21 protein-coding genes are annotated in these 22,685 nt (G+C 68.7%); 6 read left to right on the top strand and 15 right to left on the bottom strand.

Annotated elements, in window-relative coordinates; translation table 11 throughout:
• Positions 1 to 38: 38 nt before the first annotated feature.
• On the top strand, positions 39 to 782 hold the full coding sequence (locus tag BLW38_RS08335; protein ID WP_092816785.1) for a DNA polymerase sliding clamp: 744 nt from the start codon (positions 39 to 41) through the stop codon (positions 780 to 782).
• Positions 783 to 844: 62 nt separating this feature from the next.
• On the opposite strand, the gene BLW38_RS08330 is transcribed toward BLW38_RS08335, so the two are convergent.
• The 5 genes from BLW38_RS08330 to ligA form a co-directional block, all read right to left on the bottom strand.
• On the bottom strand, positions 845 to 2,650 hold the full coding sequence (locus BLW38_RS08330) for a sensor histidine kinase (RefSeq protein ID WP_092816784.1): 1,806 nt from the start codon (positions 2,648 to 2,650) through the stop codon (positions 845 to 847).
• An 80-nt stretch (positions 2,651 to 2,730) separates the two neighbouring features.
• Positions 2,731 to 3,333 carry a DUF7474 family protein gene (locus BLW38_RS08325; protein ID WP_092816783.1) on the bottom strand — a complete coding sequence of 201 codons (603 nt, stop codon included), beginning with the start codon at positions 3,331 to 3,333 and terminating at the stop codon, positions 2,731 to 2,733.
• A gap of 163 nt (positions 3,334 to 3,496) precedes the next feature.
• Positions 3,497 to 4,390, bottom strand: a complete 894-nt coding sequence (locus BLW38_RS08320) for an ABC transporter permease subunit (RefSeq protein WP_092816782.1) — start codon at positions 4,388 to 4,390, stop codon at positions 3,497 to 3,499.
• On the bottom strand, positions 4,387 to 5,301 hold the full coding sequence (locus BLW38_RS08315; RefSeq protein ID WP_092816864.1) for an ABC transporter ATP-binding protein: 915 nt from the start codon (positions 5,299 to 5,301) through the stop codon (positions 4,387 to 4,389). Before BLW38_RS08315 ends, BLW38_RS08320 begins: the two co-directional genes overlap by 4 nt.
• Before the next feature lie 122 nt (positions 5,302 to 5,423).
• Positions 5,424 to 7,646 carry an NAD-dependent DNA ligase LigA gene (gene ligA / locus BLW38_RS08310; RefSeq protein ID WP_092816781.1) on the bottom strand — a complete coding sequence of 741 codons (2,223 nt, stop codon included), beginning with the start codon at positions 7,644 to 7,646 and terminating at the stop codon, positions 5,424 to 5,426.
• A 91-nt stretch (positions 7,647 to 7,737) separates the two neighbouring features.
• On the opposite strand from ligA, the gene BLW38_RS08305 reads away from it, so the two are divergent.
• Together BLW38_RS08305 and BLW38_RS08300 are read left to right on the top strand one after the other, a co-directional pair.
• A complete protein-coding gene (locus BLW38_RS08305) occupies positions 7,738 to 8,418 on the top strand; it encodes a hypothetical protein (protein WP_092816780.1) in 681 nt (226 codons plus the stop codon).
• Positions 8,415 to 9,779, top strand: coding sequence for a hypothetical protein (locus tag BLW38_RS08300; RefSeq protein ID WP_092816779.1), 1,365 nt, complete (start codon positions 8,415 to 8,417; stop codon positions 9,777 to 9,779). Before BLW38_RS08305 ends, BLW38_RS08300 begins: the two co-directional genes overlap by 4 nt.
• A 64-nt stretch (positions 9,780 to 9,843) precedes the next feature.
• Here the strand turns inward: BLW38_RS08300 and BLW38_RS08295 are convergent, their stop codons facing one another.
• The 4 genes from BLW38_RS08295 to hemL all read right to left on the bottom strand — a co-directional run bounded on the left by BLW38_RS08295 (position 9,844) and on the right by hemL (position 14,197).
• Positions 9,844 to 10,668, bottom strand: coding sequence for a uroporphyrinogen-III synthase (locus BLW38_RS08295; protein ID WP_092816778.1), 825 nt, complete (start codon positions 10,666 to 10,668; stop codon positions 9,844 to 9,846).
• Positions 10,665 to 11,570 (bottom strand): uroporphyrinogen-III C-methyltransferase, encoded by a 906-nt coding sequence (gene cobA / locus BLW38_RS08290; protein WP_092816777.1) that lies wholly within the window; start codon positions 11,568 to 11,570, stop codon positions 10,665 to 10,667. The genes BLW38_RS08295 and cobA overlap by 4 nt, the downstream gene beginning before the upstream one ends.
• Positions 11,563 to 12,735, bottom strand: coding sequence for a hydroxymethylbilane synthase (hemC, locus tag BLW38_RS08285; RefSeq protein ID WP_092816776.1), 1,173 nt, complete (start codon positions 12,733 to 12,735; stop codon positions 11,563 to 11,565). Before hemC ends, cobA begins: the two co-directional genes overlap by 8 nt.
• Before the next feature lie 118 nt (positions 12,736 to 12,853).
• Positions 12,854 to 14,197 carry a glutamate-1-semialdehyde 2,1-aminomutase gene (gene hemL / locus BLW38_RS08280; protein ID WP_092816775.1) on the bottom strand — a complete coding sequence of 448 codons (1,344 nt, stop codon included), beginning with the start codon at positions 14,195 to 14,197 and terminating at the stop codon, positions 12,854 to 12,856.
• Positions 14,198 to 14,279: 82 nt separating this feature from the next.
• On the opposite strand from hemL, the gene BLW38_RS08275 reads away from it, so the two are divergent.
• Positions 14,280 to 14,528 carry a DUF7542 family protein gene (locus tag BLW38_RS08275; RefSeq protein WP_092816774.1) on the top strand — a complete coding sequence of 83 codons (249 nt, stop codon included), beginning with the start codon at positions 14,280 to 14,282 and terminating at the stop codon, positions 14,526 to 14,528.
• A 70-nt stretch (positions 14,529 to 14,598) separates the two neighbouring features.
• Here the strand turns inward: BLW38_RS08275 and BLW38_RS08270 are convergent, their stop codons facing one another.
• From BLW38_RS08270 to hisB, 5 genes are all read right to left on the bottom strand, one after another.
• Entirely contained in the window at positions 14,599 to 16,266 is a 1,668-nt protein-coding gene (locus BLW38_RS08270) for an ammonium transporter (protein WP_092816773.1), read from the bottom strand.
• A gap of 412 nt (positions 16,267 to 16,678) precedes the next feature.
• Positions 16,679 to 17,710, bottom strand: coding sequence for a DNA repair and recombination protein RadA (gene radA, locus BLW38_RS08265; protein ID WP_092816772.1), 1,032 nt, complete (start codon positions 17,708 to 17,710; stop codon positions 16,679 to 16,681).
• Between the two features lie 184 nt (positions 17,711 to 17,894).
• Positions 17,895 to 18,134 (bottom strand): DUF5789 family protein, encoded by a 240-nt coding sequence (locus BLW38_RS08260; protein ID WP_092816771.1) that lies wholly within the window; start codon positions 18,132 to 18,134, stop codon positions 17,895 to 17,897.
• A 107-nt stretch (positions 18,135 to 18,241) separates the two neighbouring features.
• A complete protein-coding gene (locus tag BLW38_RS08255; RefSeq protein WP_092816770.1) occupies positions 18,242 to 18,742 on the bottom strand; it encodes an amino acid-binding protein in 501 nt (166 codons plus the stop codon).
• Positions 18,743 to 18,745: 3 nt separating this feature from the next.
• Positions 18,746 to 19,360, bottom strand: coding sequence for an imidazoleglycerol-phosphate dehydratase HisB (gene hisB, locus BLW38_RS08250; protein WP_092816769.1), 615 nt, complete (start codon positions 19,358 to 19,360; stop codon positions 18,746 to 18,748).
• Between the two features lie 111 nt (positions 19,361 to 19,471).
• Here hisB and BLW38_RS08245 point away from each other — a divergent pair, with 111 nt between their 5' ends.
• Positions 19,472 to 20,878 carry an APC family permease gene (locus BLW38_RS08245; RefSeq protein ID WP_092816768.1) on the top strand — a complete coding sequence of 469 codons (1,407 nt, stop codon included), beginning with the start codon at positions 19,472 to 19,474 and terminating at the stop codon, positions 20,876 to 20,878.
• A 3-nt stretch (positions 20,879 to 20,881) separates the two neighbouring features.
• Positions 20,882 to 21,655, top strand: coding sequence for a universal stress protein (locus tag BLW38_RS08240; RefSeq protein ID WP_092816767.1), 774 nt, complete (start codon positions 20,882 to 20,884; stop codon positions 21,653 to 21,655).
• A 71-nt stretch (positions 21,656 to 21,726) separates the two neighbouring features.
• On the opposite strand, the gene hisA is transcribed toward BLW38_RS08240, so the two are convergent.
• The gene (hisA, locus tag BLW38_RS08235; protein ID WP_092816766.1) at positions 21,727 to 22,548 is read right to left on the bottom strand and encodes a 1-(5-phosphoribosyl)-5-[(5-phosphoribosylamino)methylideneamino]imidazole-4-carboxamide isomerase; all 822 of its coding nucleotides are present in this window, start codon (positions 22,546 to 22,548) and stop codon (positions 21,727 to 21,729) included.
• Positions 22,549 to 22,685: the final 137 nt, after the last annotated feature.

Below are 22,685 nucleotides of genomic sequence, written 5' to 3'. Positions count from 1 at the left end.
CGGGTCTTTTTAGGGGATTGCGCCGTATCGGTTCGTATATGTTCAAGGCCATCGTGAGTGCGTCGACGCTCCAGGACGCGCTCGATTCGGTGAGCGTGTTGGTCGACGAGTGCAAGATCCATCTGAACGAGGAGGAACTCGCCATTCGCGCCGTCGATCCCGCGAACGTCGGTATGGTCGACCTCTCGCTTGAAGCCGCCGCCTTCGAGTCCTACGAGGCCGACGGCGGCGTCATCGGCGTCAATCTCGCACGCTTGCAGGACATCGCCGGAATGGCCAACTCGGGCGATCTCATCCACCTCGAACTCGACGAGGAGACGCGCAAGCTCCACATCGAGATCGACGGGCTCTCCTACACCCTCGCGCTCATCGATCCGGACTCCATCCGCCAGGAACCCGACATCCCCGAGCTCGATCTCCCCGCGGAGATCGTTCTGGAGGGCGCCCAGATCGACCGGGGCATCACCGCCGCGGATATGGTTTCGGACCACATTCGGCTCCGCATCGACGAGGCCGCCGAGGCCTTCTCGATCGAGGCCGAGGGCGACACCGACGACGTCGACCTGAACCTGGAGCGCGACGACCTCATCGATCTCACGGCTGGCCCCGCCGACTCGCTGTTCTCGCTCGACTACCTGAAGGACATGAACAAGGCCATCCCCAAGGACGCCGAGGTGATCGTCGAACTCGGCGAGGAGTTCCCGGTCAAGCTCCACTACTCCTTCGCCGAAGGAATGGGCAACGTGACGTTCATGCTCGCTCCGCGGATCCAGAGCGAGTAGCGCGGTTCGGGGCCCTCCTCGATCGCCTCAATCCGGGCCGTCTCCGGACGCCGGCATCCGGTTCAGCTCCCCGTTTTCTCCTTCGTCTCACCCTGCCGCTCCCCGTTCGGTAGCCGAAGCTCCGCGCGCGTCCCGCGCGGCGATCGGTCCGTGTAGGTGACCGTGCCCCCGAGCGCGTCGGTTGCCCAGTGGACGATCCACAGCCCGAGTCCGGACCCGTGTTCGAGCGCCGTCTCCCGTCCGGCGGCGATCGCCTCGAGCTCGTGATCGGGAATGCCCGGTCCGTCGTCCACGACCGTTATCACGACGTCGTCGCCGTCGCGTTCGACGGTGACCTGGATCCACGGGCTTCCGTCCGGTCGCTCGCTCCCGCCCCCGTCGTGATGGCGGATCGCGTTCTCCAGGAGGTTTCGCACCGCCGCAGTCAGGGTTGCCTCCCGGAACTCCCCGTCGATCCCGTCGTCCTCGGCGCCGTCGCCGGGGTCGCCGAGTTCACCACTCCGGACGACCACGGTGATCGCCGCGGTCGACGCGTCGAGTCGATCGTGATCCCGGACGTCCGCGACGACCGATCGAACGAGGGCAGCCACCGAGAGCCGTCGCGACGGCTCACCGTCGATCAGCGTCTCGACGGTGCGGGCCTTCTCGCCGAGCGCCGCCAGGGCGCCGGCGCGTCTCTCGATCGCGTCGGCCATCCGACGGTCCTCCGCGTCGACTCGTTCGACGAGCAACTCCGCGTAGCCGTGAACCACTCCGGCGTCGTTCCGGATGTTGTGTCGCAGGATCCGGTTGAGTACCTCCAGCTGCTGCCGGCGCCGCTCCTGCTCCGTGATGTCCGTGAACACCACCGTGTATCCGACGTGTGTCGCAGCGGGATCACGGAGCTGCGAGACCGACACCGCGAACGTCCGATCCCGGCCGTCGACGCGGCGTTCGATCGGATCGATCGGCGTCCCGTCGTCCGCCGCCGCGGCGTCGAGATCCGCACCGACTCCAACGACGGCGGAGAATCCCGCATCCACCGGTGACGCTCCGTCCTCGCCGAAGACCGCCGTTGCGGCCTCGTTCAGCCGGACGATCCGATCGTCGAGATCGAGGATGACGATCGGGTCGGACAGGTCGTCGATCGCGGTCCGATCGGCCGCCCGGATCGTCGTCGGGTTCCGCTCGAAGAGGTCGGCCCGGCCGAACGCGTACGCGTCGAGCGCGACGTGCGGAAGAAACATCACCGGCGCCGGATTGAACTGTGGAACCGGGCCGACCTCGAACGCCCACGCCAGCAGGGCGAATCCCGGCGGGATCGAACTCAACGCGACGGCGGCCGCCTCCCGCCGATACAGCGGTCCGTAGCTCAACAGCGTGTCCACGAGCAGGACCACGGCCACGACGACCGACAGCGTCGCAACGCCCAGCGTCAGATACCCCCACGCGCCGATCGTGTACGAGACCGTCGCGACACCCAGGACCGGATCGAGATCGAAGCCGGACCACATCGCGCCGTGAAGCGGGTTCGTCACGGTCACCGCCGTGGTCACGATCCCGAAGACGGCGAACGCGCCGTAGCCCGGTCCGTGAACGACGTTCCCGCGACCGGTGTACTCGAGCGCGAAGGCCAGAAAGGTAAGGCCGGTCCAGACGATTCCGATCCAGACGGCCATCTCGAAGGCCAGCCGTGCCCGCGGTGCGGCGACCAGCAGACCGACTCCGTAGCCGAGACACCAGACGGCCTGGGCGATCAACACCGCGATGAACCAATTCGCCCCGGGCGTTCCGCGGTGGTCGAGCACGTATCGGATCAGCGCGAGGCTGCCGACTCCGGCGGCCAGCGACCCGATCGCCGGCCACGGGAGCGTCGTGATCCCGACCATACCCTGGCGAGGAACGGCGGCGTGCTAAAGGTGTCGCGGTCGTGGTCCCTTCCCGGTCCACGCTGTTGACCCCTCGCGCTTCATCCGTGCCGTTCGATCACGCGTTTTGCGGCCTGCGCCTTCTCCTTCCAGCCGTACCCGGCGTCGTAGACGTGACGCTTGCTCTCGACGAGCTCCGTCGGCGACGACTCCTCGAAGCCGCCCCGATCCCACGCGCCGGAGGTCTCCAGCCAGTCGATCACGTGTTCTTTCGTCTCGCTCCAGGAGAGGCCGACCATCTCGTACCACGCGATCATCGCGAAGACCGCGTTGTCGTGACACCCCGGCACCGACCCGCGTTCGTAGATCGTCCGCATCGGCTCCCGCGTCGGCTCGGAGACGCGCTCTTTGAACTCCGCGGCGGTCAACAGCCGGAGGGGTCCGTCATCGCCTCCATCGCGGACCACACGCTGTTCACGCTCCAACAACCCGAGCGCGGCCGCGTGGAGGCCGGACCAGTCGTCGGGGATCGCGGCCCGCAGCTCGGATTCCGCGATCCCGTCCGGCTCCCGGGTGAGCACCGCCAACAGATCGGTGTAGGCCCGCTCGATCCGCGGCCAGTCGACACCCTCGAACTCGCAGTCGACCTCGTGGAGGCTGTTCGTGGTGCGACAGCCGGGACACGGGTAACGGAACGTCGGCACTGTCGAGTGATTGTTCCCGGCCGAAATAGGGCTTTCGTGCCGGTTCGATCGACGTCACCCGGTCGATCGGTTGCCGGTTCGATCGACGTCGACGGCCCGGAAACGCGGTGTCAGAACCGATCCGAGTGATCGTTCGGAGGGCCGATCCGGAAGACCGGTCCAGCTAGAGATCGACGCGCTCGAAGACCGTCATCCCGACGTACACCGGCACGACGAACCACAGCACGAGCAGCGCGGCGATCACCGGATCGGTGAAGACGACCGGCAGCTCGTTGCCGAGCGCCGCGATGGCATCTTGATTCGGGATCAAGAAAAACTGGAACAACCCGACACGTGCATCGAATTGGGTCATATAGAGAGAGTCGATTAGCGTTTTGTACGCCGCAACCGGGTTGACGACCTTGAGCCCGAGCTCGACGAGGTACTGCTGTTGGACACTCACGCCGGCGTACTCGTTGAGCGCTGAGGCGATCCGGCTCGACGCAGTCCCCCAAAAGAGGCTGGTGAGCAGGAACAGGCCGACCGACCCGACCATCGCCTGTCGGTCGGTTTCGGAGGCCGCCGAGATCCCGACGGCCAGCCCGACGAAGACGACCCCGAGCACGACCGTCAACAGCGCGAACGCGACGAATCGGCTCACGGCCTCCAAGCTGGCGGCCGGGATCAACACGAGCCCGGCGACGAGGAATCCGATCGCGATCGGCAACGCGACGACGGCGGAGCGACCGAGTACCTTTCCGAGGACGACGTCGCCACGGGAGTGGGGAAGCGACAGCAGGAGCTTCAACGTCCCGCTTTCCCGTTCCCGCGTGATCGACGCGTACCCGACCACGATCGCGATGATCGGCACGAGTATCGCGGTTCCCTCCTTCATAATCTGGATGAACAACACCGTGATCCCGGTCGCCTCGTTGGTGTCGCCGAGCCCGATCCCCAGCGTGAACCGCAGCAGGGCCGGACCGGCGAAGGCCACGATGAACAGCGCCGACAGCACCCATATCCAGCGGGACCGGACCGCGTCCTGGAAGTCCTTGCGCGCGACTGCCCGATAGCTCATTCGGCCACCTCCCCTTCCGTGTAGGCGATGAAGAGGTCCTCGAGGGAGGCCTCCTGAGTCGTGAAGTCCTGGACCGTCACGCCGGCTTCCTCGAGGGCGCCGATCACGTCCGTCTTCACGCCGCTGTCACAGCTCACGCGGACGGTGCCGCCGTCCGTCTCCGCGCTGGCGACGCCGTCGATGGCCCGAACCGCCTCGAGGTCGTCCTCGGTCGCCGCGTCGACGGTGACGATCAGCGTCTCGTCGCTCCCGACCGCCTCCCGGAGCCCGTCGATCGAGTCCTCGGCGACGAGCCGGCCGTCGCGAAGGATGCCGACGCGGTCACAGACCGCCTCGACCTGTCCGAGCACGTGCGAGGAGAAGAAGACGGTCGTCCCGTCTTCGGCCTCCTCGCGGACGATCTCGCGCATCTCCTTGGCACCGGCCGGATCGAGCCCCGATGACGGTTCATCGAGGATGAGGAGATCGGGGTCGCCGACGAGCGCCATCCCGAGCGCCAGCCGTTGGCGCATCCCCTTCGAGTAGCCGCCCGCTTTGCGGTCGCCGTCGCCGGCGAGCCCCACTCGCTCGAGAATCGCGTCGGGGTCCTCGTACGCCCCCTTTGACTCGATCGCGAACGTGACGTGCTGTTTCCCCGTCAGCCGGTCGTAGACGTCGAACCCCTCGGGGAGAACTCCCGTCTGCTCCCGCACCGCGACGCTGTCGGCCTGGGCGTCGTGGCCGAGCACACGGACCGTCCCCGACGTCGGCCGGACGAAGTCCAACAACACGTTGATCGTCGTCGATTTCCCGGCGCCGTTCGGCCCGAGGAAGCCGAACACGTCGCCCTCCTCGACGGTCAGATCGAGATCGTTGACGGCGGTCAACTCCCCGAACCGCTTGGTCACCCCGGAGAGCTCGATGGCTGTCATACGCCCCGGTTCCGCCCGTTCGGATAAATGGTTGTGGGTGTTCGACGCGCTTGCGGGGGTCGGTTCGCCACCGCCCGTTCGGTCGGTCATCACGACTCCGGCGGTCGCCGGGGTTCCGTTCGTCACGATTCCGGCGGCCACTCGATCCCGTGGTCGGCAAGGAGACTCGCGAAGGCCGCCTCGTCGATCGTCTCGACGCTGTGCTCCTCGGCGTCCCGCCGCTTGCTCCGCCCGGGATCCTCGCCGACCACGAGGTAGTCCGTGTTGCCGGAGACGCTCCCGGTCGCGTTGCCGCCGTGGCGCTCGACGACCGCTTGCGCCTCGCTTCGCGGGACCGATAGCGCGCCCGTGAACACGAAGGTCAATCCCTCGAACTCCCCGCCGCCGGACTCGGCCCCCGTCTCGTAGGGCTGCGGATCGACCCCGAGCTCGCGGAGCTCGGCGATCGTCTCGCGGTTCCGCTCGCCGTCGAGGAACTCGTGGATCTCCGCAGCGACGGTCTCCCCGACGTCCTCGACGGCTTGGAGGTCCGCCTCCGACGCCGCCAGAAGCGCGTCGAGCGTGCCGAAGTGTGCCGCCAGGTTCCGGGCCGTCGCGGCGCCCACGTCCGGGATCCCGAGGGCGGCCAGGAACTCGGGCAGCGGCGGGTTCCGGCTCGCCTCGAGCTCCGCGAGGAGGTTCTCCGCGCTCGTCTCGCCCCAGCCGTCGAGTGCCGCGAGGTCCTCACGATCGAGCCGGTAGAGATCCGGCAGCGACTCCACGAGGCCCGCCGCGCGGAGCTGTTCGACCGTCTCCGGGCCGAGCCCCTCGACGTCGAGCGCGTCGCGGCGCGCCCAGTGTTCGATCGCGCGCTCGAGCTGGGCCGGACAGCCGAGCCCGCCGGTACAGTACGCAAGCGGCCCGTCGCGCTCGACGGGGGAGTCACAGACGGGACACGCCTCCGGGAACTCGTAGGCTCCCTCACTCCGCTTCTCGACGACTGCCGGGATGTACGGGATGACGTCGCCGGCGCGGTACACCCGAACGCGGTCCCCGACGTTCACGTTCAACGTTTCGATCTCGGCGGGGTTGTGCAGGGTCGCCCGCGAGACCGTGACGCCGCCGACGTCGACCGGATCGAGGAGGGCGACCGGCGTCAACCGTCCCGTCCGCCCGACCTGGACGACGATCTCCTCGACCGTCGTCGTCTCCGTCCGCGGCGGGAACTTGTAGGCGAACGCCCATCGGTACGACCGGGACGTGGTTCCGAGCGTCTCACACGCCGCCAGATCGTTCACCTTGATCACGATCCCGTCGATCTCGTAGGCGAGCTCGTCGCGGACTTCGGCGGTCCGGTCGCGGTAGTCGATCGCGTCCTCAATGTCCGTCACCAGCTCGGTTCGGTCGTTCCGCCGCAGCCCGAACCCCTCGAGCGCGTCGAGTTCCCCCCAGTGAGTCGCCGGCCGTTCGCGGGGGCCTCCTCCGCCGGAGTCATCCCCCGGTGTGGCCCCGGTCCACTCGAGAACGTCGAAGAAGAAGACGCTGAGCGGCCGGTCGGCGACGACGGTCGGATCGAGCTGGCGCAGCGTTCCGGCCGCGGCGTTGCGGGGGTTCGCGAACGGCTCCTCGCCGCGCTCCTGTCGTTCGCGATTGAGCTCCTGGAACGCGTCCCGCGGGATGTAGACCTCTCCGCGGACGGCGAGGATGTCGGGCACGTCGTCGGGCGCTCCGCGGAGCCGGCCCGGAACGGCGCGGATCGTCGCCACCTGCTCGGTCACGTCGTCGCCGGTCGTTCCGTCGCCCCGGGTCGCCGCGCGAACGTACTCGCCGTTCTCGTAGACGACCTCGACGGAGAGGCCGTCGAACTTCGGCTCACAGACGTACTCGATGGCATCGCCGGCGACGGTGACCTCCGACTCCGCGAGCTCCCGCCGAACGCGATCGTCGAACTCGCGAACGTCGTCGGGATCGGTCGTCTGGTCGATGGAGAGCATCGGCGCGGTATGCTCGACCGCCTCGAGCTCCGCGACCGGTTCCCCGCCCACGCGCCGGGTCGGCGAGTCCTCGGTCGGGAGGTCGAACGCCTCCTCGAGCGCCACGAGCCGGTCGAAGAGCGCGTCGTAGGCCGCGTCCGAGACGATCGGATACGCCTCGACGTAGTACCGGTAGTCGTGTTCGCGGATCGCCGCGCGGAGGCGTTCGGCCTGTTCCCGGGCCGTCGCCGCGTCGAGTTCGGCGACGTCCGTGAACTCGATCGGCGGCTCCCGCACGTAGGGGTTCTCCGCCGGATCCGCGTATCGTGCCGGCTCGTCGTCCGGATCCGCATCCCGCGACGGATCGTCGTCCCGATCCTGCTCGTCGCTCATACCACTCCTGTCTGCGCCATCGACTAAAAGCGGTCGTCGCGAGCCGGACGGGTTCCCAACCTATTTGGGGTGGCACGGCCCAGCCGGTTGTATGCCCGCCCTCCATCGGTCCCGGCGATCCCTCCTCGCCGCGGGCGCAGCGGTCCTGGCGAGCGCCGCGGCCGGCTGTCTCGACGGCCAGTCCTCCCGCAGCCGAACCGTGAACGACGACCCGTCACACCCGCCCGAGTCGGCCACGACCGACTTCGCGGTCGAGACGCTCCGTGACCCGTCGCTCGACTCGATCATCCCGACCGGGTTCGATCCGACTGATCCGGACGGCGGTGTGACCGACTCGAGCGACGTTCCCGCCACCCCGACGCCCGACCTCGCGGACCGGCGGCTCCGAAACCGGATGTGGTTCATCCTCGAGGACGCCCACCGCGATCGGCTGCGGTTCCGACGGGAGCCGGAGGGAACCGACGCGCTTCGGTCGTTTCTGGCAGCGACCGACTTCGATTCCGAGTCGGCCGTCCTGATCCAGGAGCCGATCGCCGCCTGTTATGAGCTCTCGACCGAGTACGTCGAGATCGAGGACGACGAGTTCCACGCCAGCCGCTGTCGGAAGCTCCGTCCGGCGGACGCGGCCTGTGCGGTGGACGACCGCCACCTGCTCGTGACGGCGCTGCGCGTCCCGCAGGCTTACGAGTCATCCCCGTCGGGAATGGGGCTCGGAACCAGCTCGAACTGCCGACCCGAGTCGATCGAGACAAACGGCGGTGATGACGCGTGACCCGGTCGCGTCGCTCGGTTCTCGGTGCGGTCGGCGCCGGAGTGACCCTCGCGTCGGCCGGGTGTCTCGACGTCCTCGATCACGGCGAGGACACGCCGTCCACGTACGATGCCGCGACGCTCGAGGGAACGATCGAGTCGCCGGTCGAGACCCCGCCACGGCCCGAGCCGGTGCAGCCGACCCGGGAAACGGTCGTCGGGGCGGTCGACCGGATCGACTCGCTGCTGGCCGACGTCCCGGACCCGCTCACCGCAGCCGACGTCCCGAACGGGGCCGCACGCCGGGAGATCGATCGGTTTCGTGATCGCGCGGTTCGCGGACTCGACGCCGTGCGGGACGCACCCGCTGCTGCCAACGCACTCGCGGAGTCCTATGAGGTCCGCGGACACGCCCGCAGCGCCGCCGAGACGGTCGCCGCGGTCGGATCGACGACGGAGCGGCGGTCCGTCGTCGAGGGGGCCCGCTCGGACGCACGCGATCGGCTCGCGACCGGCACGGATGCGCTCACCTATGCGGGGATCGACCCGCATCGAACCCTGCTCACCGCCGTGCGCCTCGAGTCGCTCCTCGATCGAGCCCGCACCGATCTCGATCGGCCCACGCATCACCACGCCGCGCCGGAGGGACACGCGCTGTGGATCGGCGAGTTGGCCGGCCAGGTCGAACGCGCCGTCTCGCGGCTGGCGGCCCTGGATCACCTCTCGGCGCGCCATCGCGAGCGTGCCGCGGCAGACGGTGATGCCGACGCTGGCGTCGACGGCGACGGTGACTCTGGCGCCGGCCCGCCGGTCGACTACGAGGAACGCTTCACGACCGCGCTCGAAACCGCCCGCGAGGACTTTCGCGAGGCCGAATACCCGACTGACGACGCGGGCGATCCTCGCGAGCTGATCGGGACCGACGCGGACCCGGCCCGGGAGATCGTGACCGAGGGCGTCAGGGTGGTCTCGCACCTCCACGAGACCCTGTTCGAGGACCGGCGCCGACTCGGCCGATCGCTTGCGACCGCCCTCGAACTCGACGTCAACCGGCGGGCACTCGATCGCGCTCGAAGGACCATCGAGGAGGGCGGACATCGCGAGGCGACGCCCGAGACCGTCCGGGCGGCCCGCGAGTCGGCGGTCGCGGCGCTCGAGAACCTCCCCGCATCGTCCGCTGATCCGACCGTGGGCGGCGACTTCCTCGCGGCCGAACGGTCCCGGCTCGCCTCGACGGACGACCGGATACGCCGCTGGATCGAGGAGGATCGAACGGTCCGGCTGGACCGGGAGTACGCGCTGTACACGCTGTCGGCGGCACGGCTCACAGCGTTTCCCGACGCGTGGGCGACGTTCGACGACCGGGCCGGCAGCGGGGAGTGACGCCCGGCTCGCGTTTCGGGCCAGTTCCGCGCCGAGCCACCGCGCCGATCCCGCACCGAGGCGCTCACTCGCCGCGGTGGCTCGGCGCAGCCCGTTCGACCACCGCGGTCGCGAGCGACTCGAAGGTCGCGTCCTCGGGAACGACGTCGACGTCGATCCCGTGCGCCTCGGCCGTTTCCCGGGTCGGGTCCCCGATGGTACCGACGACCGCGTCGGCGAGTCCCTCGCGAGCGTCGGCCTCGATCCCTCGCTCGGCGGCGGCTTCGAGGAAGTGTTCCACCGTGAGCGAGGAGGTAAACGCGGCCGCCTCCAGCTCGCCGGCGGCGGCCAGCTCGGTCGATCGGCCGGCTCTCTCGGGGCGGACGAGCCGGTAGAGCACCGTCTCGTGGACGTCGGCGCCCGCAGCCGCGAGCCCCTCGGTGAGGACCGCGCTGCCGTGGTCCGAGCGTGCGACCTCGATCGCGACGCCCCGACCCGTGGTGCTTTGGTCCGCGGCGATCCGCTTCGCCGCGCCTGCAGTCCCCTCGCCGCTCCCGCCTCCCTCGGCGATCCGGTCGGCGAGCAGGTCGACGAGTCCCTGGGAGGTGTACTCCTCGGGGATCAGATCGACGGTCCAACCCGCCTCCCGCGCCGCCGCGGCGGTCGCGGGGCCGATCGCGACGAGCGTCGCGTCCGCGGCCGGCTCCCACCCGCGCTCGTCGGCGAGTTCGACGCCGGTCTTGCTCGTGAGGACCACGTATGGCGCGTCCGTCGGCGTCTCCCCGGTCGGTTCAACCGCCAACATCGGGTCCGGAACCGGGTCGGCACCGAGCGACCCCAACAGCTCGACCGCGTCGTCGATCCGCTCGTCGTCGGGTCGGAAGACGGCGACGCGCACCTGCCGGCTCATCGGTCGGTCCCCCGTTCCGGTTCCTGTTCCCGTTCCGTTTCGGCCCCGACTGGTGCCGCGTTGGCGTTCTCCAGGACGTCGATCACGCGGTCACGGCTCGCCGCGACCTCGCCGATCACGGTAATGGCTGGCGGTTCGATCCCCGTTTCGTCGCGGACCGAGATGATCGTCTCGAGGGTCCCGGTCGCTACGCGCATGTCCGGCCACGTCGCGCGTTCGACGAGGGCCACCGGCGTTTCCGAGTCCATCCCCGCGTTCCGGAGCTCGGCGACGTACTCCGGCAGCTTGCCGACGCCCATCAACACGACGATCGTCCCGCCGGTGGCCGCAAGCGCCTCCCAGTCGACCGCCGAATCGTCCTTCGTCGGGTCCTCGTGACCCGTCACGAACGACACCGAGGAGGCGTGCTCTCGGTGGGTCACCGGGATCCCAGCTACGCCGGCCCCGGCGATCGCGGAGGTGACGCCCGGCACGACCTCGACCGGCACGCCGGCCGACGCGAGATGCTCGAGCTCTTCGCCGCCCCGGCCGAACACGAAGGGGTCGCCGCCCTTCAGCCGGACGACCGTCTTTCCCTCACGGGCGAGTTCGACCAGCCGGCGGTTGGTGTACTCCTGGGGCGTCCACTCGCCGTCGGCCCGCTTGCCGACGTCCTCGCGCTTCTCCTCGGGGATCGACTCGATGATCTCCGGGCCCGGAAGCTTGTCGTGGAGCACGACGTCGGCCGCCTCGAGGAGGCGGTTCGCCCGCACCGTCAGTAGCTCCGGATCGCCGGGCCCCGACCCGACGAGGTAGACCTTGCCGGTCGCTTCCTCGTGGCTGTCGGTCGGGATCTCGTCCTCGGGGCCCTCGGTTTGGGTCTCGTCCTCGAATCCGTCGCTCCGACCGTCGTCTTCAGTCATCCTCCTCTCGTCCTCCGTCATCCTCCTCGCTCCGTTCGCGCGCGCGTTCGATCAACTCGTCGGCGCCCCGTTCGGCCAGGTCCCGGCCGAACGCCTGCGCGTCCTGCCCGTAGTGCTCGATGTCGAGATCGCGCGTCTCGGCCACCTCCTCGGTCCCGTCCCGCGAGAGCACGCGGACGGTCGTGTGCACGTACGATCCCTGCACGATCGCGTTGATGCCGATCGGGGCGATGCAGCCGCCGCCGAGCTCCTCGAGGATCGTCCGCTCGACGCTCGTCTCCACGCGCGTCCGCGAGTGGTCGACCGCCGACCGGATCGCCTCTACCACGTCCGGATCCGCCGCGACGACGGCGATCGCGCCCTGGCCGGCCGCCGGGACGAACTCGCCGCGCTCGAGCCGCGCCGTCGGGACCGCATCGAGCAGCCCGGATCGCGCGAGTCCGGCCTCCGCGAGCACCAGCCCGTCGTACTCGGTCTCAACGTCTCGTTCCATCGCTCCGCGTTCGAGTTCGGAGAGCGAGTCGAACCACTCCTCGACGGTCGCCTCGAACTCGCGATCGTCCCCGTCTTCCGTCCGGTCGCCGTCCTCATCGCGGTCGCCAGCGTGGTCGTCTCCGTTCGTCTCGCCGGTCTCACCCTTCTCCTCTGACCGCGCCTCCATCCGGGCCCCGTGTTCGCGCTGGAGTCCGGGCGCGAGCAGCTTCTCGATCCGGGTGTCGACGTTGCCACGGATCGGCTCCACTTCGAGGTCGGGGCGGGCGGCCTTGATCTGGGCGGTGCGGCGCAGCGAGGCGGTTCCGATCGTCGACCCCGGCTCGAGGTCGGCGAGGTCGTCTCCCTCGGGAGTCACGAGAACGTCGCCGGCCGGCGCGCGCTCGGGGACGCCGGCGATGACGAGGTCGTCGAGCCCCTCCGTCGGGACGTCCTTCAGCGAGTGGACCGCGAGGTCGGCGTCGCCGGAGAGCACCTCCTCGTCAAGCGACCGGACGAACGCGCCCGTCTTTCCCAGCTCGTGGATGAGCGCATCCGGGACCTGGTCGCCGCGGGTCTCGACCGTTCGGGTCTTGACCTCCCGGCGCCGGGTCGCGAGCGCGTCAGCGACCGTCGCCGCCTGTTTCACGGCGAGGTCGGATCCGCGAGTCGCGAGTCGAAGCGATCGTGTCATACTCGATCCGTCGGTCCCGGTGGTGAAAAGGTCACCAATTTCGGTCGCGTCAGGTCGTTGCGCGTTCGTCGACTCCGGCCGCGATGCTTTCGTGGCTCGGAGCGCGTCATTTCGCCGCTCAGAGCGCGTGTTTGTACGCCTCGAGCGTCTCCTCGACGTCCGCCTCGGTGTGTGCGTAGGAGACGAACTGGCTCTCGAACTGGTTGCCGGTGAGGAGGATCCCCTGATCCGTCATCTCCTGGCGGAAGACGCGTTCCCAGCGGTCGGTCTCCGCGCGGGCGACGTCGGCGCCCGTCTTCGGGCAGTAGTCGTACCGCGGACAGTCGGGGTCCTGGGTACAGCCCGCCGGACAGCACGTCTCGAGGTCCCCACCGATCGGGCCCTCGCGCGTGAAGACCGTCTTGAACAGCGAGTCCGTCCCGACGACCGTGTACGTCGGCGCCTGTTCGGCACAGATGTCGGTGATCCCCTCCCGAAGCCGGCGCCCGAGCTCGTTGACGTGCTCGTAGACGTCGTGTTCGGCCGCGTACTCGAGATAGGCCTTGCCGGCCGCCATCGCCACCGGATGTCCCGAGAAGGTCCCGGCCTGGAAGACGTCGCCGGCCGGCGTGAACCCCTCCATCACGTCCGCTCGGCCGCCGATCGCCCCGACCGGGAACCCGCCGCCGACGATCTTCCCGAACGTGGTGAGATCGGGGGTCACGCCGAGTTTTCCCTGTGCACAGCCCAGCCCGCCGACGCGGAAGCCGGTGATCACCTCGTCGAAGACGAGCAGCGAGCCGTGCTCGTCACACAGCTCGCGCAGCGTTTCGTGGTAGCCGTCGACGGGCATCACGATCCCGGAGTTGGCGAGGATCGGCTCGACGAGCACCGCCGCGATGTCGTCGCCGTGATCGTCGAAGACCTCGCGTGCGGCATCGGGGTCGTTGAACGGGACCGGCAGGGTGTGTTCGGCGAACTCCTCGGGAACGCCCGCGGTGGAGGGCACCTGCGCTCCCGGCTCACCCTCGACGAGCGTCGACTCCTGGGCGCCGTGGTAGCCGCCCTGCATCACCACGATCTTGTCGCGACCCGTGTGGCCCCGGGCGAGCCGGACCGCCGAAACGGTCGCCTCGGTGCCGGAGTTGACGAACCGGACCTGTTCGACGCTCGGGACGTGGCGCGCGATGAACTCGGCGTGTTCGACCTCGATCTCGGTCGGGACCCCGTACATCGGGCCGTCCGCCGCCGCGGACTGGATCGCCGCCGTCACCGGTTCGGGGACGTCGTGGCCGTACAACAGCGGGCCGTAGCCCATCACCCAGTCGACGTACCGGTTTCCGTCGGCGTCGATCACGTGGCCGCCGTCTCCGTGGTCGACGAACACCGGGTGCGGGAGCGTCGCCCGCACCGAGGAGTTGACGCCGCCGGGCAGCACCGAGAGCGCGCGGTCGTACAGCGCGCGCGAGCGGTCGTTGTTCATACGCCCTCCTTCGGTCGGGAGGTGAAAAAGGGATTCCGTTCGAACCGCGATCGTTTTGGCTCACAGTCGCCATCGATCGATCATGGCACCATCGCGCGTGACTGTCGACTGTGCGTCCTGCGGCTTCTCGGAGACGCTTTCGTCCCTTCGTCGAGCACGGACCGCCCTGGACGAGCACCGTCGAACGCACGATCACGACGTCGACTGGTCGATCGACCGTCTCTCCGCGGGCGTGGAGCGTGCCGGCGCCGACGCCGGCGTTTGCGGCCGGCCCGAGTGCACCGCGTCCGACTCGTCACTGGTTCGGGACCGGCTCGACGCCGAGGAGTGACGCGTCGGGCTGGGCCGCAACCTTCGGGGTCGGCTGTCGGGTTACCGCCCCGTCTCGCGGTCTCGCTGCTTCAGACCGCCTCGGGCCCGGCCGTGCCGGTGCGCACCTGCAGTGCGTCCTCGACTGGCAGGACGAAGACCTTCCCGTCGCCGGGCTCGCCGGTGCTTGCGGCCTCGCGGATCGCCGCCGCGACCTCGTCGGCCGGGATGTCGGCGACGACGCACTCGATCTTCACCTTCTGGTGCAGGTCGACGACGTACTCTTCGCCGCGCCACTGGCCCGTCTTGGCGGGCTGGGAGCCGCGGCCGGAGACGTTCGTGACCGTCAGCGAGGGCGCGCCGATCCCGGCGAGCGCGGTCTTGATCTCGCCGAGCTTCTCGGGGCGAACGATCGCCGTGACCATCTTGATCTCGGTGCCGGCCTCCGCGCCGCCGTCGGCGCGGACGCTGGCTCCGGACCCGTCGGCGGCGATCGGCTTGCCGAACTCGGGGTAGGTGTCGACGCCGTGTTCGGAGACGTCGAGCCCCTCACGCTCGTGTTCGGGCGCGACGCGGGCCTGTCCGGCCACCTTGAAGGCGCCGAAGACCGCTGCGGTCGCGAGGACGGTCCAGACCGTGATCACGGCGGTTCCGACGACCTGCGAGACGAGCAGGTCGACCGAGAAGCCGTCGACGTGGACGAACGGCAGCGCCAGGATCCCGATGACGCCGGCGGAGCCGTGGACCGGGAAGACCGCACAGACGTCGTCGATCTTCAGCGTGTCCGAGACGAACTCGAAGACGAACGGGAGCTGGAGGCCGCACACCAGCGCGACCGCGATGGCGCCCCACCAGGTGACGAGGTCGACGATCCCGGTAACGCCGACCAGTCCCGCCAGCAGCCCGTTGGCGACGTAGAGGGTATCGACCTTCTTGGTGAGTGCGAGGGCTCCAAGCGCCGCGCCGATGCCCCCGGCGGCCATCCCGAGCGTCGTCGTGAGCGCGACGCGACCGACGACCCCGAAGCCGCCAAGCGTCAACTCGCCGTTCTCGACGGCGAAGACGGTCGCGGTGGTGCCGACGTTGAAGCCGTACCAGCCGAACGCCAGGACGAGCGTTCCGAGCACCGCGAACGTCATCGAGTGGCCCGGGATGACGTTCGTCGAGCCGTCCCCGGCGTAGCGGTCCATCCGCGGGCCGATCACGTACGCGGCCGTGAGGCCGGCGATGCCGCCCATCCCGTGGACGACCATCCCGCCCGCGAAGTCCGTGAAGCCGAGCCCCGCGAGGAGGCCGCCGCCGTACCAGGACATCCCCGCGACGACCGGGTAGATGACTGCCGACAGCACGATCGTGTAGCCGACGTACGCGCGGAGCTTCGCGCGGCCGGCGACCGCGCCGGAAACGATCGTCGCCGCCGTCATCGCGAAGACGGCACCGAACAGCCAGCTGTTGACCCACGCGCCGTCGGGCGCGGTCATCGCGGCCGTGAACGTCTCCATCGAGACGCCGCTTCCGCCCGCGACGGCCTCGACGCCGAACCCGATCAGGAAGTAGACCAGGACGCCGACGCTCCAGGTCAGCAGGTTCTTCGTCAGCTGGTTGGCGACGTTCTTCGCACGCACCTGCCCCGCCTCAAGCATCGCGAAGCCGGCGTGCATGAAGAAGATCAGGAAACAGACGACCGCAACCCACAGCAGATTCACGCCCTCGGCGATCACCGAGGGATCGACCTGCGCCAGGAGCCCCGTGCCCACCATCAGACGATCACCGCCCTATCGGGGATGGATGGTTTACGATCGTGAACTATTCCAACCGATTCCTCCGTGTTCGTGTTCGAAATCACGTTCCGATTGGGATGGATGGAGACATATAAATCATAGAGTTGAAAAATAGGTTAATATATGCAGATAAGTCAACGTTCGTCAGATATACAATCGAATTAGGCCAATATAAGGACGTATTCTCGGCAGTTACATTACAAATGTTGCCGGACAATTTGACGATCGTTTTGTCGGATAGGTGGTGTGTGTGCCCGAAACGCTCGCGCGCGCTCCTCGTGAGTCGCCGTCGCGAAAATCGTCGGTCGCCGTCGCGGAAATCGTTGCAACAGATGGTGTCGACTCGCGTGAGTGGTGTGTAACCGACGCCTGCGTGTCCTCTCGGGCCGGCCTATTCCGGTTTGAGGCCGGCGTCCTGGACGCGCATCACGGCCTCGCCGTCGGCGAGGTTCGGGGCGTCGACGAGCCGGACGATCCGCTTGTCGCCCTTCGACTTCCGCAGGTAGATCCGGAAGGTGGAGGTGTGGCCGAGGATGTTGCCGCCGATCGGTTGGGTCGGGTCACCGAAGTAGGAGTCGGGGTTCGAGGCGACCTGGTTGGTGACGAGGATCGACGTGTTGTACAGGTCGCCGATCCGCATCAGGTCGTGAAGGTGTTTGTTCAGCTTCTGCTGGCGCTCGGCGAGCTCGCCCCGGCCGACGTACTCGGCGCGGAAGTGGGCGGTCAGCGAGTCCACGCAGACGAGCCGGATCGGCCACTCGCTCTCCTCGTGTTCGCCGGCGAGCTCCTTGGCCTTCTCGGCCAGCAGGATCTGGTGGTTGGAGTTGAACGCCTTCGCGACGTGGATCCGGTCGAGGAACGCCTCGGTGAGTTCGGCCAGCGCCTCGTCGCTGTTCGGCGTCCCCTCGATCTCGCGCCGTTCGAGTTCCGCCTCGAGGATCTCGTCGTCGAGGCCACGAACCATGTCGTCGATCCGCTCGGGCCGGAACGTGTCCTCGGTGTCCACGAAGATGGCGCCGCCGGCGAGCCCGCCGTGTTCGCGGGGCAGCTGGACGTTGACCGCCAGCTGGTGGGTCACCTGCGATTTGCCGGCGCCGAACTCGCCGTAGACTTCCGTGATCGACTGCGTCTCGACGCCGCCGCCGAGCAGCTCGTCGACCTCGTCGATCTGCCAGGAGAGCTTGCCGATCTGCTCGCGTCGCTCGAGGACCGCCGCGCCGGTCTCGAAGCCGCCGACGTCGGCGGCCTCCCGGGCGGCGTTGATGATGTCCGAGGCGGTCGAGGAGCCGATGTCGGCGGTGTTCGACAGCTCCCCGGGGCTGGCGACCGCGATGCTCTGGTAGCTCTCGTAGCCGGTGTCAATGAGCTTGTCCGCGGTCGCGGGGCCGACGCCTGGGAGGTCTTCGAGTTCGTCTTCGGGCATGTACACCCCGCTTGTTCGCTCTCCCATATAAACCCACGTTAACAGGTGGGTGAAAGTGAAATATGCGGAGGTGTCTCACGATCGTCGCTGCTGGTTCACAGAATAGCGAGGCGGATGCCACGGGCTTGACCCCGAGGCGGTTGACGGCAGGTCCCCTCGCAAAATGGACGCGAAATCGGCTGTACTAGGCGTCGCCGTCCGACTGCCCCGGTTCGCCGACTGCTTCAACCGGAACGTTCCCGAAAACCGCGGCCTCGAGATCCTCCATCGACCGGAAGACGTCGTCGTTCGACCGGGCGACGACCGCGGCCAGCGACTCCCGCCCGTCGGCGTACAGCAGCGTCACGTCGGACAATTCCTCGCGCGCGTCGGCCCGTTCGATCGGGTACTCGAGCGCGTCGATGACGGTTCGGAGCCGGTTCAGCCGTACTCGGTGCTCATACCGTCCATATGGGCGTGGGACGTATTGACGGTACGTGCGTGTGTTCGCGCGGGTTCCGTATTCGCGATGTGATTCCCGTCCTCGTCGGCTCAGAACTCGACGCGGCGTACGTAGGGAAGTTCCCGGATGGCCACGAGTAGTTCGCCCGGCACGTCGTCGTCGAGGATCACGTAGAGCTTCGGGTCGGCGGCGAACTCCGGATCGTCGCTGATGACCTGTCGGATCGTGAGTTCGTGGTCGGCGATGAGTCCGGTCACCTCGGCGACGATGCCGGATTCGTCCGCTGCGGCCACTTCGACCGTGAGAACGGTCAACTCGAGCACCGGCGCGAGATCCATCAGGCTCGGGATCGAGGAGATGTTCGCGAAGATCCGGCGCAGCTCCGGATCTTCTCGGATCGTGTCGGTCGTCGAGTCGACGACGCGGCGGTCCACGTCCAGCTCGCGCGCGATCCCGGTGTAGGGGATCTCGATCCCGCCCGAGACCACGCGCCCGTCCTCGTTGACGGAGAACCCGCGCTCCAAGAGCAGGCGGATCACCGCCTGCTGGCTCGGCGACCCCTCGAACTTGCCCAGGATCTCGTCGAACATCGCTTATAAGTCGCCCTTCGTGCTCGGGGTGTCCGAGCGCCGCTCGTCGATCCGGGTCGCGTCGTCGAGCGTGCGCGCGAGCGCCTTGAACAGCGCCTCGACCTCGTGGTGGGCGTTCTCGCCGCGGACGACCTCGGCGTGCAGCGTCAGGCCGGCGTTGTGGGCAAGCGACATCGCGAAGTGGTCCGCCATCACGCTCGTGAATCCCCCGATCGACTCCTGGGAGAACTCACCCGTGAACTCGTAGTGGGGTCGCCCAGAGACGTCGACGACCACGGACGCGACCGCCTCGTCGAGCGGGACGCGACGGTCGGCGTATCGGCGGATCCCGCGCTTATCGCCCAGCGCCTCCGCGAACGCCTCGCCCAGACAGATCGCCACGTCCTCGACGGTGTGGTGGTCGTCGATGTGGGTGTCCCCGTCACACCGGACGGTCAGGTCGAACAGCCCGTGCGTGGCGAAGGCCGTCAGCATGTGGTCGAAGAAGCCGATCCCGGTGTCGATCTCGCCGTCCCCGTCCCCGTCGAGCGCCAGCGTGAGATCGATCTCCGTCTCCGCCGTCGCCCGCGAGACGGCCGCACTGCGGTCGGTGCCGTCCGATTCGCTCGGGTCGCTCATACCGGCCACTCGCGGGCGACTCTTAAGGGGATTGCGGGCGAGCCGCTCGTGGACCGTTCGATTCGGTCACTTTGGCGGTGGCTATTTCCGATACACCCCCGATCCACGCGTATGGGACGCGATGACGTCCTCGAAGGGACGCCACCGACTGACTCCTCCGAGCCCGTCGTCGAACACGACCGCGATCGAGGCGAGGGTGAGCTCGAACGGACGATCGGGCTCGTCGGCGGGCTCGCGATCGGCATCGGGACGATGATCGGTGCGGGAATCTTCGTGTTTCCGGGGCTCGCCGCGGAGAACGCGGGGCCGGCCGCATCGCTCTCGTTCGCGATCGGGGCGGTCGTCGCGCTGTTGGTCGCGCTCCCGCTGTCGGAACTGGCGACCGCGATGCCCCGCAGCGGCGGCGGGTACTTCTTCATCTCTCGGGGACTCGGCACCGGTCCCGGCGCGGTCATCGGCATCGGCCTCTGGCTCGGGCTCGTGTTCGCGGCCGCGTTCTATCTCGTCGGGCTCGGCAGCTACGCCGGCCAGGTGTTCGCCGAGGCGGGGATCGCCCTACCGGTGGATCCGGCAGTGCCGTTGGGGATCGCCTTCGGCGTCGCGCTCACCGTCCTCAGCGTCTTCGGCACCGAGAACACGGCGTCGCTGCAGAACGCGATCGTGATCGTCTTGCTCGTCATCCTCACGCTGTTCCTGAGCTACGGGAGCCTCGACGCGCTCGGCGTGTTCGGCACGGAATCGACTCCGGAGCGGTTCCTCCCGCCCGGCGGAATGATGCCGGTGTTGCAGACCGCCGCGCTCGTGTTCACCTCGTATCTCGGCTTCGCGCAGGTGGCGACCGTGGCCGGCGACATCACGAACCCGAGCCGAAACCTGCCGCTGGCGATGGTCGGATCGGTGCTCGTCGTCGGCGTGTTCTACGTCGTCACGATCTTCGTGGCGACCAGCGCGTTCGGGAGCGTCCGGCTCGGCGAGTTCGGCGAAACCGCGATGGTCGAGGTCGCTCGCGCCTTCGTCGGCCTGCCGGGCGCCCTCGCGATCGTCGTCGCCGGGCTGCTCGCCACGTTCTCGAGCGCGAACGCCTCCATCCTCAGCGCCTCCCGTGCGGTCTACGCCGTGAGCCGCGACGACCTCCTCCCCGCGTCCGCCAGCCGCCTCAACCTCCGGTACGGCACGCCACACGTCGCCCTCGGGCTGGCTGGGGGTCCGATCGTCGTGCTCACGGCGACCGGCCAGGTGGAGCTGCTCGCGGAGGTCGCCTCCGTGCTCCATCTCGTGATGTACGGACTCGTCTGCGTCGCCCTGATACAGCTTCGACGCGAGTCGCCCGAGTGGTACACCCCCTCGTTCCGCTGTCCTGCGGGATACCTCGTCGCCGGTCTCGGCGCGCTCGCGAGCCTCTCGCTCATCGCGTTCATGCAGCCGGCGTCGATCGGCGTCGGCGCCGCCGTGATGATCGCCGCCTACGCCTGGTACCGATACTACGCCACCGACGTCGCACTCAAGGGAGCGTTCTAATCCATGACTGACACCGATCCCACATCCACGACCGACGCGCCGAACCGTCCGACCGTCCTCTATCCGATCCGGGTTCTCGAGGGCGAGTCGCTGCCGACCGGGATCGCGGACCTGCTCGCGGACGCACACGTCGTGCTCGCCGGCTACCACGTCATTCCCGACCAGACCGCGGCCGACCAGGCCCGCGAGCAGTTCGGCGAGCGTGCGATGGCTAAACTCGAGGAGTTCGCGGCGGCGCTTTCCGACGCGGGCGCCACGGTCGACGTCCGCCTCGTCTTCACACACGAGGCGCAGGCGACGATCGACCGGCTGATCTACGAACACGACTGTCTCGCGGTACTCGTTCCCAACGGCACCGACGCACCCGAGTCGGTGCTGCTCGCCGTTCGGGGCGACGTCGGACTCGACCGAAACACCCGCCTGGCCGCCGGCCTGTTCGCGACGACCGACGCGACGATCACGTTGTACCACGCGCTCGATGACGACGAGGCGGATACCGACGGCGAGGCGCTTTTGGAATCGACCGCAAACGCGCTCGTCGATCGCGGCGTCAGCCCGGGGTCGATCGACACGATCCTTGAACACCCGGACGCGCCGCTCGATGCGATCGCTCGTCATGCCGCCGATCACGACGCGGTCGTGATGGGCGAAACGGACCCGTCGGTCACGACGTTCCTCTTCGGAATGCCCGCCGAGCAGGTCGCCGAGCGGTTTCTCGGGCCGGTGTTCGTCGTCCAACGCGAGCGCCCCGCCGAGGAGCAGTCGGCCGAGGAGTAACGCTCCGGGGTGCAGTCGGCCGAGGAGTAACGCTCACTCTCAAGTCCGCTCCGGGTGCCCGACCGCGTCGCTCACTTCGTGCCGTCGCCGGCCGCGGCTCCCTGTGCCTCCCGGAGCGTGAACGATCCCTCGTACAGCGCCGTGCCGATCACGACTGCGGCCGCCCCCGCCTCCCGGAGCGCGACCACGTCGTCGAGGTTCGCCACCCCGCCGGAGGCGATCACGGGGACGTCGACCGCCTCCACGACTGCCTCGACGGCCTCGCGGTCGATCCCCTCGAGCTGTCCCTCGACGTCGACGTTCGTAAAGAGGATCGCGCCCGCGCCCAGCGACTCGTAGCGCGCCGCCGCCTCGGCGGGGTCGAGGCCGGTCGACTCGGTCCATCCCGAGACGACGACCTCGCCGTCCTTCGCGTCGAGGCTCACCACGACCGTCCCGGGATGCGTCTCGGAGATGACCTCCACGATCGGGGGATCCTCGATGGCCGCGGTGCCCAGGATCACGCGGTCGATCCCCAGATCGAGCAGCGTGCGCGCGTCCTCGGCGGTCCGGATCCCCCCGCCGAGCTGGAGGGCGACGTCGTCGCCGACCGCGTCGACGATCGCCTCGAACGCAGGGGCGTTGACGCGCTCCCCCTCGAAGGCGCCGTCCAGATCCACGAGATGCAGCGTCTCCGCGCCCTCGTCGATCCAGCGCTCGGCCGCCGCAACCGGGTCGCCGTACCGTTTCCCCGTCCCGCGCTCGCCCTGGACGAGTTGGACGACCTCGCCGTCCTGGACGTCGACCGCCGGGATCACCTCGAAGCCGTCGGTGAACGTCCCGGCCTTGGATTCGGTGCCAGTTTCGGCTCCGGATTCGGTCCCGCGGTCGCCCTCGTCGTCGCGCTCGCTCATACCTCCGCGTTGGACGGCCCGGGATTAAGCGGGTCGGTTCCTGCGGGATACTGCTGGTCGGTTCCCGGAGGTGGCTGCCACCGTTTCCGGGACGACGCACAACGCATATATCGTCGCCGACCGCACTCCCGGATATG

Source organism: Halopenitus malekzadehii, from assembly GCF_900108505.1.
Lineage (GTDB): Archaea > Halobacteriota > Halobacteria > Halobacteriales > Haloferacaceae > Halopenitus > Halopenitus malekzadehii.
Note: the sequence above shows the minus strand (reverse complement) of the source record. Positions and strands in the feature narration are given on the sequence as shown.

Excerpts from the sequence above, each read along its gene's own strand:
- BLW38_RS08335 (WP_092816785.1), top strand. The coding sequence starts at position 39 with ATGTTCAAGGCCATCGTGAGTGCGTCGACGCTCCAGGACGCGCTCGAT.
- BLW38_RS08330 (WP_092816784.1), bottom strand. The coding sequence starts at position 2,650 with ATGGTCGGGATCACGACGCTCCCGTGGCCGGCGATCGGGTCGCTGGCC.
- BLW38_RS08320 (WP_092816782.1), bottom strand. The coding sequence starts at position 4,390 with ATGAGCTATCGGGCAGTCGCGCGCAAGGACTTCCAGGACGCGGTCCGG.
- BLW38_RS08315 (WP_092816864.1), bottom strand. The coding sequence starts at position 5,301 with ATGACAGCCATCGAGCTCTCCGGGGTGACCAAGCGGTTCGGGGAGTTG.
- ligA (WP_092816781.1), bottom strand. The coding sequence starts at position 7,646 with ATGAGCGACGAGCAGGATCGGGACGACGATCCGTCGCGGGATGCGGAT.
- BLW38_RS08305 (WP_092816780.1), top strand. The coding sequence starts at position 7,738 with ATGCCCGCCCTCCATCGGTCCCGGCGATCCCTCCTCGCCGCGGGCGCA.
- BLW38_RS08295 (WP_092816778.1), bottom strand. The coding sequence starts at position 10,668 with ATGAGCCGGCAGGTGCGCGTCGCCGTCTTCCGACCCGACGACGAGCGG.
- cobA (WP_092816777.1), bottom strand. The coding sequence starts at position 11,570 with ATGACTGAAGACGACGGTCGGAGCGACGGATTCGAGGACGAGACCCAA.
- hemC (WP_092816776.1), bottom strand. The coding sequence starts at position 12,735 with ATGACACGATCGCTTCGACTCGCGACTCGCGGATCCGACCTCGCCGTG.
- hemL (WP_092816775.1), bottom strand. The coding sequence starts at position 14,197 with ATGAACAACGACCGCTCGCGCGCGCTGTACGACCGCGCGCTCTCGGTG.
- BLW38_RS08275 (WP_092816774.1), top strand. The coding sequence starts at position 14,280 with ATGGCACCATCGCGCGTGACTGTCGACTGTGCGTCCTGCGGCTTCTCG.
- BLW38_RS08270 (WP_092816773.1), bottom strand. The coding sequence starts at position 16,266 with ATGGTGGGCACGGGGCTCCTGGCGCAGGTCGATCCCTCGGTGATCGCC.
- radA (WP_092816772.1), bottom strand. The coding sequence starts at position 17,710 with ATGCCCGAAGACGAACTCGAAGACCTCCCAGGCGTCGGCCCCGCGACC.
- BLW38_RS08255 (WP_092816770.1), bottom strand. The coding sequence starts at position 18,742 with ATGTTCGACGAGATCCTGGGCAAGTTCGAGGGGTCGCCGAGCCAGCAG.
- hisB (WP_092816769.1), bottom strand. The coding sequence starts at position 19,360 with ATGAGCGACCCGAGCGAATCGGACGGCACCGACCGCAGTGCGGCCGTC.
- BLW38_RS08245 (WP_092816768.1), top strand. The coding sequence starts at position 19,472 with ATGGGACGCGATGACGTCCTCGAAGGGACGCCACCGACTGACTCCTCC.
- BLW38_RS08240 (WP_092816767.1), top strand. The coding sequence starts at position 20,882 with ATGACTGACACCGATCCCACATCCACGACCGACGCGCCGAACCGTCCG.
- hisA (WP_092816766.1), bottom strand. The coding sequence starts at position 22,548 with ATGAGCGAGCGCGACGACGAGGGCGACCGCGGGACCGAATCCGGAGCC.